The organism is Pseudomonas sp. B21-040 (assembly GCF_024748695.1).
Lineage (GTDB): Bacteria > Pseudomonadota > Gammaproteobacteria > Pseudomonadales > Pseudomonadaceae > Aquipseudomonas.
The window spans coordinates 4,986,723-5,001,134 of record NZ_CP087176.1 but is presented as its reverse complement, the minus strand read 5'-3'; the positions used below and the strand labels follow the sequence as shown (position 1 = coordinate 5,001,134).

At 59.5% G+C, this 14,412-nt stretch carries 10 protein-coding genes and 1 pseudogene; 7 read left to right on the top strand and 4 right to left on the bottom strand.

The genetic code is table 11. The features are described from left to right. Positions 1-241: 241 nt before the first annotated feature. From LOY55_RS22895 to LOY55_RS22885, 3 genes are read right to left on the bottom strand one after another with little or no spacing between them, the layout of a single operon-like run. Positions 242-2,143 carry an ATP-binding protein gene (locus LOY55_RS22895; RefSeq protein WP_077431474.1) on the bottom strand — a complete coding sequence of 634 codons (1,902 nt, stop codon included), beginning with the start codon at positions 2,141-2,143 and terminating at the stop codon, positions 242-244. Continuing rightward, positions 2,140-3,072 (bottom strand): ABC transporter substrate-binding protein, encoded by a 933-nt coding sequence (locus tag LOY55_RS22890; protein WP_258666868.1) that lies wholly within the window; start codon positions 3,070-3,072, stop codon positions 2,140-2,142. The genes LOY55_RS22895 and LOY55_RS22890 overlap by 4 nt, the downstream gene beginning before the upstream one ends. Further along, entirely contained in the window at positions 3,073-5,196 is a 2,124-nt protein-coding gene (locus LOY55_RS22885) for a TonB-dependent siderophore receptor (protein ID WP_077431478.1), read from the bottom strand. Between the two features lie 196 nt (positions 5,197-5,392). Here LOY55_RS22885 and LOY55_RS22880 point away from each other — a divergent pair, with 196 nt between their 5' ends. The 5 genes and pseudogenes from LOY55_RS22880 (at position 5,393) to LOY55_RS22860 (ending at position 9,491) form a co-directional block, all read left to right on the top strand. After that, positions 5,393-6,418, top strand: a complete 1,026-nt coding sequence (locus LOY55_RS22880) for an NAD(P)H-dependent glycerol-3-phosphate dehydrogenase (protein WP_046031635.1) — start codon at positions 5,393-5,395, stop codon at positions 6,416-6,418. A 32-nt stretch (positions 6,419-6,450) separates the two neighbouring features. Continuing rightward, entirely contained in the window at positions 6,451-6,798 is a 348-nt protein-coding gene (locus LOY55_RS22875; RefSeq protein ID WP_046031636.1) for a DUF4389 domain-containing protein, read from the top strand. After that, the gene (sixA, locus tag LOY55_RS22870; RefSeq protein ID WP_223522242.1) at positions 6,795-7,247 is read left to right on the top strand and encodes a phosphohistidine phosphatase SixA; all 453 of its coding nucleotides are present in this window, start codon (positions 6,795-6,797) and stop codon (positions 7,245-7,247) included. The genes LOY55_RS22875 and sixA overlap by 4 nt, the downstream gene beginning before the upstream one ends. Positions 7,248-7,343: 96 nt before the next feature. Next, positions 7,344-9,012 (top strand): annotated as a pseudogene (locus tag LOY55_RS22865) (AMP-binding protein). 32 nt (positions 9,013-9,044) lie between these two features. Beyond that, on the top strand, positions 9,045-9,491 hold the full coding sequence (locus LOY55_RS22860; protein WP_046031639.1) for a hotdog fold thioesterase: 447 nt from the start codon (positions 9,045-9,047) through the stop codon (positions 9,489-9,491). Positions 9,492-9,507: 16 nt separating this feature from the next. Here the strand turns inward: LOY55_RS22860 and LOY55_RS22855 are convergent, their stop codons facing one another. Beyond that, positions 9,508-12,528: an RHS repeat-associated core domain-containing protein gene (locus tag LOY55_RS22855; protein WP_258666866.1), complete on the bottom strand. Its 3,021-nt coding sequence runs from the start codon at positions 12,526-12,528 to the stop codon at positions 9,508-9,510. Between the two features lie 224 nt (positions 12,529-12,752). Here LOY55_RS22855 and LOY55_RS22850 point away from each other — a divergent pair, with 224 nt between their 5' ends. Both LOY55_RS22850 and LOY55_RS22845 read left to right on the top strand, forming a co-directional pair. Continuing rightward, positions 12,753-13,559 carry an alpha/beta fold hydrolase gene (locus LOY55_RS22850; RefSeq protein ID WP_046031641.1) on the top strand — a complete coding sequence of 269 codons (807 nt, stop codon included), beginning with the start codon at positions 12,753-12,755 and terminating at the stop codon, positions 13,557-13,559. Further along, positions 13,556-14,410, top strand: a complete 855-nt coding sequence (locus tag LOY55_RS22845; RefSeq protein WP_046031642.1) for an alpha/beta hydrolase — start codon at positions 13,556-13,558, stop codon at positions 14,408-14,410. Before LOY55_RS22850 ends, LOY55_RS22845 begins: the two co-directional genes overlap by 4 nt. Positions 14,411-14,412 lie beyond the last annotated feature (2 nt).

Below are 14,412 nucleotides of genomic sequence, written 5' to 3'. Positions count from 1 at the left end.
TCCTCAATAGTCCCATGCGGCAGGTGGGGCAAATCTTCCCGGCCGATCGAAGCGTTCATGCCTCGAACCGGCAGCCTACTCATAGACTATTGCGTTGTGGTGAAAGTCACAGCACCAAGGACATGAATGTACACTTGTGCACTGAAATTATTATTCAAGCCCCTTTTCGGGCCTGTTCGGGTGACTAAGACTGCCGCACTTTCGCCTTTCACGCCAGTCGCAGATGGTCGAAAGGCCTGTACTACTGCACCCAGCGCTGCAGAATTTGCTGCAAATCAGTCCGTTTGAAGGGCTTGGCCAGATAATCGTTCATGCCAGCCGACAAGCAGGCTTCGCGGTCGCCCTGCAACGCATTGGCCGTCAATGCGATGATCGGCAAGTCGGTGCAGCCGGGCAATTGGCGGATCTGACGGGTTGCTTCGTAGCCATCGATGATTGGCAGGCGGCAGTCCATCAGAATCGCTTCAAATACCAGGCTCTCGGCACTGCGCACCGCTTGCGCGCCATCGGTTGCGACGCTGACAGTAAAGCCCAGGCTGCGCAACATTGCTTCGATGACGGTCTGATTGACCGGGTTGTCTTCGACCAGCAGCACATTGCGCCCTTCGCCATCATCGTTGCCGGTCTGTGCCCGGGGTGTCAGTACGGGCAGCGGCTGCTTGTACAGTGCCAGCGGGATTTCCAGCGTAAACACCGAGCCCAGGCCTTCTTCGCTCTGAGCCCGCAAGGTGCCGCCCATGCGTTCAGCCAAAGTACGGGCAATCGGCAAGCCCAGGCCGGTACCACCATAGCGTCTTGAAATAGAGCTGTCGGCTTGCTGGAATGCATTGAACATCAGCTCCAGGCTTTCAGCGGAAATACCGATGCCACTGTCGCGCACGGTGCAGGTGAACCACAGCAGTTCGTGATCCAGCGATTGCCACTGCGGTTCGATGCTCACGCGGCCGTGCTCAGTGAACTTCAAGGCATTACCGACCAGATTGACCAGAATCTGCCGGATCCGCGTCGGATCACCCTGCACTTGAAGGGCGCGCATGTCCTCGGGGATTTGCAACTGCAGGTCGAGGCCGCGCTGCAACGCGCTGTGCTGGAACGATTGGGCGCAAGTGCTGATCAAGTCCGCGAGGTTGAACGGGATGTGCTCCAGTTCCAGTTCCGAGCGCTCGATGCGCGAGAAGTCGAGAATATCGTTGATGACCTTGAGCAGGTGTTCGGTGGACTCCGACGCCAAAGCCGCGTATTCGATCTGCTCCTCGGTCATGTCGGTGGTTTCCAGCAATTGCAGCATACCGAGCACGCCATTCATCGGCGTGCGCAGTTCATGGCTCATCATTGCCAGGAAGTCAGACTTGGCATTGTTGGCCTTTTCCGCTTCCTCACGCGTCTGGATCAACTGTGCCATTGCCTGATGCTGTTCGCGGCTGGCTTGTTCGAGGCCGGCGGCGAGGTTGTTGATGTGTTGCGACAGCGCGCCCAACTCGGTGTCGTCGACAATCGGCAGGGGTGTTTTGTAATCGCCTTCCTGAATCGCTTTCACCGCGTCGCCAATATCGCGGATCGGTTGGGAGAGGCTGCCCGCCAGGCGCCGGGCAACGAGAAAGGTAAACAGCAGGGCGAACAGCGCGAGGATCGCAGCCTTCAACAAGATTTCCTGCTGGCGCTGGTTGAAGGCGTCATTCGACAAACCGACGATCACCCGGCCCAGGTAGTCCTCGGAGGGGGTTGTGCTCGCCGCTTTGGACCCCTGGAAAAAATCATTGTTGAGCGCAATCCGCTGTAGCCGCACCGGTGCCTGAAACACTTCGACTTGCTGCGAGCGTCTGTAGGTTTCCGACGGCTGCTCGACATACACCAATATCCGGTTGGCGTTGTCCTGGACCTCCAGAAATCGGACGTTCGGCGTGGCGAGCGTGGCCTTGAGCAAACTTTCGAGCACCTCGTTGTTCCCCGAGATCACTCCGTACTCGGTGGCGGGTGCGAGCTGGTTGGCGATCAATTGCCCGGTGTGGTTGAGCTCCTGGCGCAAGTCCTGGATCCGCACAAAGGTAAAGAAGCTGATCAGCAGCAACGTCAGCAACAGGGCAGGGCCGAGACTGATCATCTGGGTGCGCGTACTGATGTCCCAAGAGCGCCGGAGGGTCATGGACGGCTTTCTCCTTCAGCCAACTGGGTGGCGACAGATGTTTCATTCACCTGTTCAATTCCTAATGAACGAGCCACTTGCGGATTGCTTAACACTTTGAAGTGCTGCGGATAGAGAGCACGCGGCCAGCTCGGGGGTGGCAGGTCGAGCACTTCGTCCAGCACTTGCAGCCAGTCGCTCTGATCGCTGTAAGTGCTGGCCAGGCTGCCCGCCTTGACGAACGCGGCGTTGGGGCCGACTAATGCCAATTGCCGGGAATAGCTGCTCAGCAGCAGATTTTTTGCAGTTTTCGGGTTGTAAAGGTCGGGATCGTCAAGACCCAGCAATACGTCGCAATTTTTCAGCAGGGCCTGCAAAGGACGGCTGTCGTTGATGTTATCCCAACGCTCGGTGACCACTTCCAGGCCCAGCCCAAGGGCGGCCTCCCGTAATTCATTGAGCAGGAATTCGCTGTGACTGTCGTACAGCACACCGATGCGCCTGGCCTGGGGCAGGATGAGCCGGGTCAGGCGCAATTGCCGATCCAGCGGCGGATCGCTCCAGAGCAGGCTGAGGTGCGGTGGGACGTTATTCTCGAAACGTTGCCGGGCTTGCAGGCGGCTGATACGCAGCACCAGCGTCGCCGGGCCCTGGGCCTCTTGCTGGCGCCAGTCGAGGCTCGGCAGATCGAGCAGAATCAAGCGAGTGCCAGCGGGTAATTTGCCGGGCATTGGGAGGCTCGCCAGTGGCTGGAAACGTACACTGTCGGCCGGGCGCATTTCACTCAGCGCATGGACGAAGGATTGCACTCCGGGGCTGTCTTCGGCACCGGTCAATAGAATGTCGGCGGCTTGTGCCGGCACGGCGCCCAACAGGCAACCAACCGCCAGGCACAACCCGACCAGCAGGCGGCCCAGTGGCGGCGATTTCCATGCCAAGCGCTGCAGCATTTAAAACGTCAGCTCCGCACTGAAGTAAAGCACTCGACGCTCGTCGTAATTGTTGTCGATGAACGTGGTGGGCTGGTTATCCAGACGTTGTTGAAGGACACCGGCCAGTTCCAGGTTGGCCTTGCCCAGGCCGATGCGTTTGGCGATGCGCGTGTCGACGCGCTCGAAGCGGTAACCGTTGAGCGCATCGTCGCCATAGTAGAAGAGCGCGCTGTTCCAGCCATAGCCCCAATCGCGCAGCCAACCGGCGGAACCACTGTTGCGCGCAGTCTGCTGCTCATCCAGCGGGTTACTCGCGTCGGCGTCGACATAGGCATAAGTCAGGCGTAGGCGGTCAGCGTTATCAAGACGCCAGTCCAGTTGCGTTTCAGCCCCGGAAAACCGCGCGTTGTTCGAGTTGCTGGCGATGTACTGGTTGTTGCGCAGCGGCTCGCTGATCATGTCGCTGATTTCGTCGTAGAACAGCTTCACATCGACGCTCAGCCCCAGTTTGGCGAAGTAGCCGTTGTAACCCAGCTCTCGCGAGCGCATGTGTTCCTTGTCGAGGTCACCCGGACCTCGGGTCTTGACGAAATAACGGGCGCTGGTCTGACCGTAGGCCGTGGGCCGCAGATTGGTCACCTGGTAACTCCAGTTGACGTTGTTTTCGAACATGTTCGGTGAGCGGATCGCTTCAGAGTATACGGCGCGCAAACCGTGACGCGGAGTGATCAGGTAATTGACCGCCACCCTCGGGGTCAGAGAACTGCCGGTCAACTGCGTGTCCTCGAACATCGCCCCGCCCTGCAACAACCAATGCTCTGTGGCACGCCATTCGAGTTGGCCAAACGTGCGCCAAGTCGTGTCGTCGAGCGTGCCATTGAAATAGGTCTCGGAATCTGCCCGGTCATAACGATAGTTCATGCCGCTGACCAGTCGCAGGCTGTCGGACAGGCTGAGGGTGTCTTGCACTTCGAGGTCGTAGCGCGATTCACGGGCGCTCTGATCGATGTCACCACAGAGTGTTTGCCGCGCGCCGTTTTTCCATTGCGCCAGCACCTGATTGGCCAGCGCTTGTTCCGCTGGCGTGCCGCGAGGTGCGCCGGAACCGGTGAAGCGATCCATGTTGCGCGCCAGGCGTTCGGTGTAGTTTGGATTGAGCTGCCAGAGTCGGGTCAGTTCCGGGCTGAATGACACCTCGGCATCACAGGCGCGCCAGGTTTGCTGGCGATCCCAATGCTGGGCCGAACCCTGGATATAAAGGCTGTGCTCGGGATTCAAGTCCAGGTTCCAGCGCAAGGAGCCGGCGTAGTCTTTGGCGGTGACGTCAGAATTGTCCCCGGCGGCAGTAATCCCGGGGAACACCGGGCGGTAGGTATAGGGCCGCTGGTTGGTGCCTTCCTTCGCATTCAATTGCCAGTCGATGCTCTGGCTTTGCGTGAGCGTCTGGCTGACCGCGAGGTTAAAGCGGTTCAGGCGACGGCTGTCACGATAATCGGCCTCGTTGCGGTCCGAATCGAAACCGTCGTCTTGCTGGCCTGACAGGGACAGACGCAGGTCGCCACCGTCCCAACCGGTACCCTGGCTGGCGTAATAGTCGTTGATGCCGCGCTGGCCACGGGTCACTTTCACTCGCGTGCCATGGCTGTCGGCCGGGTTGCGCGTGATGATGTTGACCACCGCCATCAGCGCATTGGCGCCATAGCTGACGGTGTTCGGGCCGCGAAACACTTCGATGCGCTCGATGTCTTCCATGGCGACCGGGATATCACTCCAGTCCACCGTGGCGAGGCCCGCGCGGTACACCGAGCGACCGTCGATCAGCACTTGCATGCGCCGGGCCCCGGTGACGTTGGTGCCGTGGTAGTTCACGGCGGCCTGGTTGCCGCTGAGGTTGCCGACCATCATGCCGGGCACCAGCCGCAGTAACTCGCTGATGTCGCGCGCGCCGCTGTCGTTGATCAGTTCGCTGTCGATCACCGTCATGCTGCCCGGAACCGCCGCCGGCGACTGCTTCAGGCGGGTGGCCGTCAGCACTTGCGGGAGCGGTTCATTGTCGAGAAACAAGTCGTCGGCCAGCAAGGACGGGCTGAAAATCAGCGCCAGGACCAGCGGCGAGCGGGGTGAAGGAGAAGCAAACGTCACGTCATACCCTTGATCGCGATAGGTTGGCGCGCATGTTAACCGAGCTTGTCTACTTTTCCATTGGCGATACCGGCATTTTCCTAGGATTTATCGGCCTTCTTCCTACATTTGTGGGTAATTGACGCAGGGGCTGGCCGCCACTGGGACGCTCCGTATAATGCCGACATCGCCACTGGTATGGATTAACGGATTGCATATGACTGAACAGCGCCCAATTGCGGTCCTGGGAGGCGGAAGTTTTGGTACCGCCGTGGCTAATCTATTGGCCGAGAACGGGCATCAGGTCCGACAGTGGATGCGTGACCCCGAACAGGCCGAGGCCATTCGGGTCAATCGTGAAAACCCGCGTTACCTCAAAGGCATCAAGATTCTCCCGGCGGTAGAACCGGTGACTGACCTGCAAGCCACGCTGGATGCCTGCGACCTGTGTTTCGTCGCGCTGCCCTCCAGCGCCCTGCGTTCGGTCCTGGTTCCGCACGCCGAGCGGTTGAGTGGCAAGTTGCTGGTCAGCCTGACCAAAGGCATCGAAGCCCACACGTTCAAGCTGATGAGCGAGATCCTTGAGGAAATCGCTCCGCAAGCGCGCATCGGCGTGCTGTCGGGGCCGAACCTGGCCCGTGAAATCGCTGAACACGCATTGACCGCCACTGTGGTCGCCAGCGAAGACGAAGAACTGTGCCAGCGGGTCCAGGCTGCGCTGCACGGCCGGACGTTTCGCGTGTATGCCAGCGCCGACCGTTTTGGCGTCGAGTTGGGCGGAGCGCTGAAAAACGTTTACGCGATCATTGCCGGCATGGCGGTGGCGCTGGGCATGGGCGAAAACACCAAGAGCATGCTGATCACCCGGGCGCTGGCGGAAATGACGCGTTTTGCGGTGAATCAGGGGGCCAACCCGATGACCTTCCTCGGTCTTGCCGGCGTGGGCGATTTGATCGTTACCTGCTCGTCACCGAAAAGCCGCAACTACCAGGTCGGGTTCGCCCTCGGCCAAGGCCTGAGCCTGGAAGACGCGGTCACGCGTCTGGGCGAAGTGGCCGAAGGCGTGAACACGCTCAAAGTGCTCAAGGCCAAGGCTCAAGAGGTCGGCGTCTATATGCCGTTGGTCGCCGGGTTGCACGCAATTCTGTTCGAGGGGCGCACGCTTGAGCAGGTGATAGGGCTGTTGATGCGCGGCGAACCGAAAACCGACGTCGATTTTATTTCCACCAGCGGTTTCAACTAAGCACGCTTTAAAACAAAGCAGGGGACAGCGACATGAACGATCCGAAAACCGAGTCCAAGTACGAATCCATCCTGCTGCGGGTGCTGTGGATGATCGTCTTCCTGCTGGTCTGGCAAGTGGCGCAGTTCATCCTTGGCGCGGTGGTGCTGGTTCAACTGATCTATCGTTTGTTTTATGGCGCCCCGAGCGCCAGCCTGATGAACTTCGGCGACAGCCTGAGCCAGTTCCTGGCCCAGATCGGTCGGTTCGGCACCTTCCACAGCGACCAGAAGCCCTGGCCGTTTGCCGATTGGCCGGCGCCGCGTACACCGGAAGGTGAAGCGCCGCACGTCGTGGCACCCGCACCGCATCCGGTCAGAGATGAGGAACCCAAGCTATGAAACTCTGGGTATTGCGTCATGGTGAAGCTGAACCATATGGCTCCCGTCCTGATTCGGAACGGGAGCTGACCGACCACGGTCGCGAGGAAGTGTTGCGCACTGCTGCGCTGCTGATCGGGCAACCGCTGACGGCGATCTATGCGAGCCCCTACCTGCGAGCGCAGCAGACCGCGCAAGTGGTGCGTGAAGCGTTGGGTTTCGAGCCGGAGATTCGTACGGTCAAGTGGCTGACCCCGGAAACCGATCCGGACAAGGTGGCCGAGCAACTCGTGTCGGTGAGCAATGTGCTGCTGGTCAGTCATAACCCGTTGGTCGGTCACTTGTTGAGCTACCTGCAACATGGCGCCGGGCATCCGCCGGAGAAAGTCAGCACCGCCGGGCTGGCCGAGCTCGACGCCGATGAGCTGCTGATTGGTTCGATGAAGCTCAACGGCATCAAACACCCATAAAATTTGCCGACGGGAAAATTTTGTACGAAATAGTCAACCAAGCACTTGCTTGGTTGGCTACGCTTGCTCCAGAACAAAAATTCAGGAGCGAGTCGCATGTCTGCTGCTTTTCGATTGCCGCTGGATGTTTTCTACGAGCGTGAGGCCCGCCATCCACGCCAGCGTTTCCTGGTCCAGCCCACGGGTGGCGGGCAGGTCGAGACCCTGACCTGGGCCGACGTCGGCCACCAGGCTCGCTGCGCCGCGCATTGGCTGAGGGCTCGCGAACTGCCACAAGGCAGCCACATTGCCCTGATCTCGAAAAAACTGTGCCCACTGGATCATCGCCGACCTGGCGATCTGGATGGCCGGGCACGTCTCAGTCCCGTTGTACCCCAACCTGACTGCCGAATCCGTGGCCCAGGTGCTCGATCATTCCGAAGCGGCACTGGCGTTTATCGGCAAACTCGACGACTGGCCGAACATGTCCCGTGGCGTCAAATCTGACCTGCCGATAATCAGTCTGCCGCTGCACCCGCCCGGTACTTTCGATTTCAGTTGGGCCGACCTGCAGCGCAGTTCGCCCATCCAGGATGACCCCAAGCCCGGCGCCGATCAGTTGGCGACCATCATTTACACCTCCGGCACCACCGGGTTGCCCAAAGGCGTGATGCACAGCTTCGGTAATCTGGGCTTTGCCACCACGCGGGGTACGCAACTGTTTGGGCTCAACGAGTCGGACCGACTGCTGTCTTACTTGCCGCTGTGCCACGTGGCCGAACGGATGTTCGTCGAGCTGGCATCGATCTACACCGGGCAGACGGTGTTCTTTGCCGAAAGCCTCGATACCTTCCTGACTGATTTGCAACGTGCGCGGCCTACCGCATTGTTTGGTGTGCCGCGAATCTGGACCAAGTTCCAGATGGGCGTGTACAGCAAGATCCCGGCAAAACGCCTCGATTTTTTGCTGGGCCTGCCCATTATCGGCAAGCGGGTCGGGCACAAAGTCCTCGCCGGGTTGGGGCTGGATGCGTTGCGTGTCGCCTTGTCTGGCGCGGCGCCTGTGCCGCAGACCCTGCTGCTGTGGTACCGCAAACTGGGGCTGGATGTGCTTGAGGTCTACGGCATGACCGAGAGCTGCGGTTATTCCCACATTGGCCGGCCCGGCGAGAATAAGCCCGGCTGGATCGGCAAGCCCTGCCCGGAGGTTGAAGTACGAATCGACGACTCGGGCGAGGTCATGGTGCGCAGTGGTGCGACCATGCTCGGCTACTTCAAGGAACCGCAGAAAACCGCTGAAACCATCACTGAAGATGGCTTCCTGCGCACCGGCGACAAGGGCGAACAGGACGCTGAAGGCAACCTGCGCCTGACTGGGCGGCTGAAAGAAATCTTCAAGACCAGCAAGGGCAAATACGTCGCGCCCGCACCGATCGAAAACCGCCTGGCAGTGCATTCGCGGATCGAGCAAGTGTGCGTGGTCGGTGATGGTCTGAGTGCGCCCCTGGGGCTGTGTGTGTTGTCGGCAGTCGGGCAACAGGATGCCAGTGGAACGGCGAGGGCAGGGCTGCACTCAAGCCTGGAAAAACTGCTGGACGAGGTCAATGGCGTGCTCGATAAACATGAGCGCCTGCGGCGTCTGGTAGTGGTCAAGGACAGCTGGGCCGTGGACAACGGCTTCCTCACGCCGACCCTGAAGATCAAGCGTAACGTGATCGAAGCGGCTTACGGCGCCCGCTTCGAAGAATGGAGCGAGCGCAGTGAGACCGTGCTGTGGCAGGATTGAGCGACGAACAACACCTACAAAGGAAAGCAGCGATGAGTCTGTGGCGTACCACTCCCAACATCGAGCAGTTGAACGCAATCCAGAAAAACACCATCGGCGAAGTGCTGGATATCCGCTTCGAAGCGTTCGACGAAGAGTCCCTGACCGCGAGCATGGTCATTGACCACCGCACTCACCAGCCTTACGGCCTGCTGCACGGTGGCGCCTCGGTGGTGCTGGCCGAAAGCGTCGGTTCCATGGCCAGCTACCTGTGCATCGATGCCAGCAAGTTTTACTGCGTGGGCCTGGAAATCAACGCCAACCATTTGCGCGGCCTGCGCAGTGGGCGAGTGACCGCCGTGGCCAAGCCGATACACATTGGCCGCACGACCCACGTTTGGGATATCCGCTTGAGCAGTGACGAAGGCAAGGCCAGTTGTGTGTCGCGCCTGACCATGGCGGTTGTTCCATTGGGCGAACAACCGCCGTCTCGTTTGTAGCGTAAAGTCGTTTCGTTTACATATGCGTCATCATATGGCGCAGATTGGATCTCGAATAACTGCGTTGCCTGCGCGTCGTTTCGCTGGTGATGTAGAAAATTTCGGTGGCTGCCGGGTCATAGGCCTCATCGCTAGATGTCGGTATGCCTTCTCGGGTAATGCCGGCGCCGACCGTGTTTTTTTCCAGATCCCAGAATGTTTGTCTCAGTTCTGCACTTAAGCCGGGTGTTGCGGTGGTCACGAAGGTCGATCGCAAGTCGCCGATGGCACTGCCGACAGCTCGTGTCACCGCCGTTCGAGTGTTTTCGTCCAGTGTGTTGTATCCAGGTATCTGTGCGACGGCCAGATTGGCTAATTGTCCCAGAGAGCTGAAGAAGTGCCGACTGCTGGATCCGACAACAGCTTTGGCCGAGTCGAATGTCGGCCCACTGCCTTTGGACTGTTTGGTTGGCGTTCCACGCAACCCCCTCACGGCAGAGGCGCCGGCCGCACCGGCCGCCGTCGCCGTAGAGGCCGCGACGATGCTTTGCAGGGCTTTCCCCGCAGGTTCAGCTCCGAACAGCAGCGAGCCACCAAAGCCCACCGCACCTCCAATGCCTGCGACGGCGCCCATGCTGCCAAGTCCGGTTACGAAGTCTGCACGGCCGACGGAGGGATTGCTCGGGCCGGCATCGGCAAAATACTGGGCGCTCAATTCGCGAAACGCTGTCCCGAAAGCGCTGCCGATTTGAGAGGCAGCAGCTGTATTGCCTTTGGGATTGAGCATCCCTAACAGGGAGGGTGCTGCCCCCAGAGCGGCACCAAGAACAGCACCACCGACTTTCGCGGCAAGAGGCCCCCAGCCGGACGGATCGTCGACGGACACTCGGGATTGCGCCCAGTTCGCGCTCGCATACCCGCTGACGCCGCCTGAAATCGCGCCGGCCGTGGCGCCGGCGACTGTCACGGCCATGCTCATAGGCGACATAAGCGCTGTCACTGCATATTGCACGGCGGCGGCGATCAAGGCGCTTGGAAGTTCTCGGGCCGCGGTTGCACCGACCGCGATGACAGTGTCGACCCCTGCCAAGCCTTGAACATCGACAAGCCTGACAGGATTGCCGTGCACCATCGTAAACAGGTTCAAGCCGTCGGCACTCCCTGCCGGGTCGGCATTGAGCCAGCGTTCCAGCCAGGGAGCGTAGTAACGTTGTCCGTAGTAATACAGGCCAGTGGCATCACGTTCCTGGCCTGAGAATCGCCGGGTTCTATAGCTCGCTTGCACTTTGTCCCGGCCAGCCCACCATGAAGTGCCACCATAGGGGTAGTACATTTCCTCGCTGATCAGTTCTGCCAGTTGATCGAGTTCCAATGTACTGGAGCCCAGGTGATTGCTCAGGCTGTAACGATACTGATCGTCCTTGCCACCGCCCGGTTCCCAATGCAGAACCTGTACCGCACAGCGACCGGCCTGCACTGAAATAACGTGTAGAACTTCTTCGGGAGATGTGCGGATTTCCAGCCCTGGCAAATACCGCACTTCGTGCGTTCGCGTTGAGGAGCCGGCTTGAGCAATGCGGATTTTTCGCTTTCGTTGGCCAGATTCGTCATAACGGTAGATTTCACTGTCATTGGGGCCATTCTCACGCGTCACTTGATCGACCTGCCTCAGGTGGTTGCTCAGGCTCCAAATCAGATCCTGACCCGCCATCAATTGCCTTTTGTTGCCGTTGGCATCGAATCCGGCGGTGATCTCACTCTCTCCGGGCAGCTCGCCGTCAGCTTTTTGCGCCAGTCCCCGATTGCTGTATTTAGATATCGCCGTCTGCTGTGTCCAGCTGTGGCTGGCAGCGCTGTGAACCAGTTTCTTGAGGTTGCCCGCACAATCGTAGGTAAAGGTCTGGCGGTAATTTTCCAGTTGTCCAGGGTCAGGAGGGGAAACGAAGACCGGCTCCTGAGGACCGTTGTGGCTATTGATCCGTTGCCAGCCGTTTGCCTCTATCAACTGATACAAACTGTTGTAGGTAAAGGTGTTGATCGGTTCGATCTTCTGGTTGCGAAAAAAACGGGTGCGCTGAGCCGCGTTTTTGATGCTGAGGATATTGCCGACCCGATCATAGTCGTACACCAAGTGTTGAAGCGGTGGCTGGCTGGGAAGTCCAGCCAGGAGTTCCAGTAATCGGCCGTCCTTCGGGTCGTATCGGGCTTCACTGATCACGCCGTTGCCGGCGGTCTGGCGCTCGATGTTGCCAAATGTGTTGTAGTGGATGTCGCTCAGCAGCGATATGTCTTGCGATCGCCCGGCGATTCTCAAGCGAACCCGACTCAGTTGGCCTGCGATGTCCAGATCCGAGAACCGTGCGTTGCCGTGCGCATCTTCCTGGCAGACCTGTATCCCCAGGGCGTTGTAGAGGGAGCGGGTGGTCGCGCCGTTGCCGGTTTCGTTCAACTGGTTTCTTTCAGTTTCGTCAATGGGCCAGTCTGGTTCGTCCAGCTGTTCGAGAAAATGTCGAGTCTGTGAGCTGACTCCGCCCGTCAGTGCGAAGTCGGTGAAGTGTAGGGTGCCGGCACTGTCGTCATGGCGGATCAGCTGACCGCATTGATTATGCAAGGCAGCTTCCGGGGTGTTGTCACCATAGGTGTAGAACGAACGGTTTCTTGCGGGTCTGCCATGAGCCTGCTCGACAGTTTTGATCGGGCGCAGCAACAGATCGTATTCGGTTCGAACCTGAGTGAGCAGACTGTCCCAGCCGAAGAGGTTTTGACCGGCCACACCGGGTAGGGTCAACCGGCTTCCCGCATCCACGCTCTCACTGTAGAGGGGCGCACCAGTGAGACTGAAAACTGTCATCAGGTTTGGCCGGGCGTCCGGCTCAGTCTCGAGCAGCTTGAGCAGGCGAGGGTCGCAGCTGATCGTCGGTTGACCTGCGCCATTGAAGGACTGGCGGTAAATCCAAGGTTCTGCTGGCTCGCCGGGTGTTTCACGGTAATAGGACACAGTGGCGACGTTTAACCCTCGCGGATCATTCACAGAGACTGTCGGGGTATTTTTGTGCATGGAAACAGCCTCACGAAAGAACTTCGGGTGGGGAATAGTTATTCGCGATTGCTCCCTCGCAGTCAACTGTCAGAAATAACAGGTAAGTTCGGTATTCGACGCAGGCCCGGACTGCTTTTCATCGATGGAACGATGCTGTCATCATTCCTGTCTGTTACGGTCATTGCTGTCAGCCGTCGTCTTACGGACAATCAACGCCTTGTCTCGCTCATGGATTTGCCGGTATGTCGCAACAGATATTTTTCGCCCACGCCAATGGCTTTCCTTCAGGGACCTACGGCAAGTTGTTCGCGGCGCTCGCGCCCGAGTACCAGGTGACGCATCTGGAGCAGCACGCTCATGACCCGCGTTTTCCGGCGGACGACAATTGGTACAACCTGGTGGACGAGCTGATCCATCACCTCAAGCAACAAGCAGAACCGGTGTGGGGCGTCGGCCATTCCTTCGGCGGTGTGCTGCACTTGCACGCGGCACTGCGTTGCCCTGAGTTGTATCGTGGCGTGGTGATGCTGGACTCTCCGGTCCTGACCCGCACCGATCAATGGGTCATCCGCGCCGCCAAACGATTCGGTTTTATCGACCGCTTGACCCCGGCCGGTCGTACCTTGGGGCGTCGGGAAGAGTTTGCCGACCTGGAAAGCGCCCGCCGCTATTTCGCCGGTAAAACCCTGTTCCGCAGTTTTGATCCGGAATGTTTTGACGCCTACCTGCAACACGGTTTGCACAAGGTCGGCGATAAACTGCGCCTGCGCTTCGACCCTGCCACGGAAATCAGCATCTACCGTGGCGTGCCCCACACCAGCCCCGGTCGCACTCGGCAATTGAAAGTACCGCTGGCGGTGGTGCGCGGGCACAAGAGCCGCGTGGTAATGCGTCATCACGCCAGCTCCGTCGGACGCATGCCGCAAGGTGAATCCCTGACCCTGCCTGGCGGCCACATGTTTCCGCTTGAACGTCCACACGACACGGCCACGTTGCTGAAGACCTTGTTCAGTCGCTGGGACGGTCGCCGCCAACAGGATTGCGCATGAGCAACGCCGTCGAAGAAGTCCGCCTGAGCCTGCCGCACATCGAGTTGGCGGCGCATTTGTTCGGTCCTGAAGACGGCCTGCCGGTCATTGCGTTGCATGGCTGGCTGGACAATGCCAACAGCTTTGCCCGACTCGCACCCAAGCTTAAAGGCCTGCGCATCATCGCCCTGGACATGGCCGGTCACGGTCATTCCGGGCATCGCCCGCCCGGTGCCGGCTACGCGATGTGGGACTACGCCCATGACGTGCTGCAAGTCGCCGAACAGCTGGGCCTCAAGCGTTTTGCGCTGATGGGGCACTCCATGGGGGCAATCGCTTCTTTGATCATTGCCGGATCGATGCCGGAGCGTGTCACGCACCTGGCCTTGATCGACGGCATCATTCCTCCTACAGACAAAGGCGAAAATGCTGCCGAGCGAATGGGCATGGCCCTGCAAGCGCAGCTGGACCTGCGGGAAAAACGCAAACCGGTCTACACCACCCAGGACCGTGCCATCGAAGCGCGCATGAAAGGCTTGGTGGCCGTCAGCCGAGAAGCCGCCGAGCTGCTGGCCCAGCGAGGTTTGATGCCGGTGCCGGGCGGTTACACCTGGCGCACCGATAACCGGCTGACGCTGCCTTCACCGTTGCGCCTGACTACCGAACAGGCCATGGCCTTTGTCCAGCGGGTCAGTTGCCCGGCAAAACTGGTGGTCGCAGCGGATGGCATGCTCGCCAAACATCCTGAATTGCTGGAGCGTCTACCCTTTAGCCGTGAACAGCTGCCAGGCGGTCATCATTTGCACCTGAATGACGAACCCGGCGCCGACCTTGTCGCAGACTGTTTCAATCGGTTCTTCGCCGTTCCTTGACT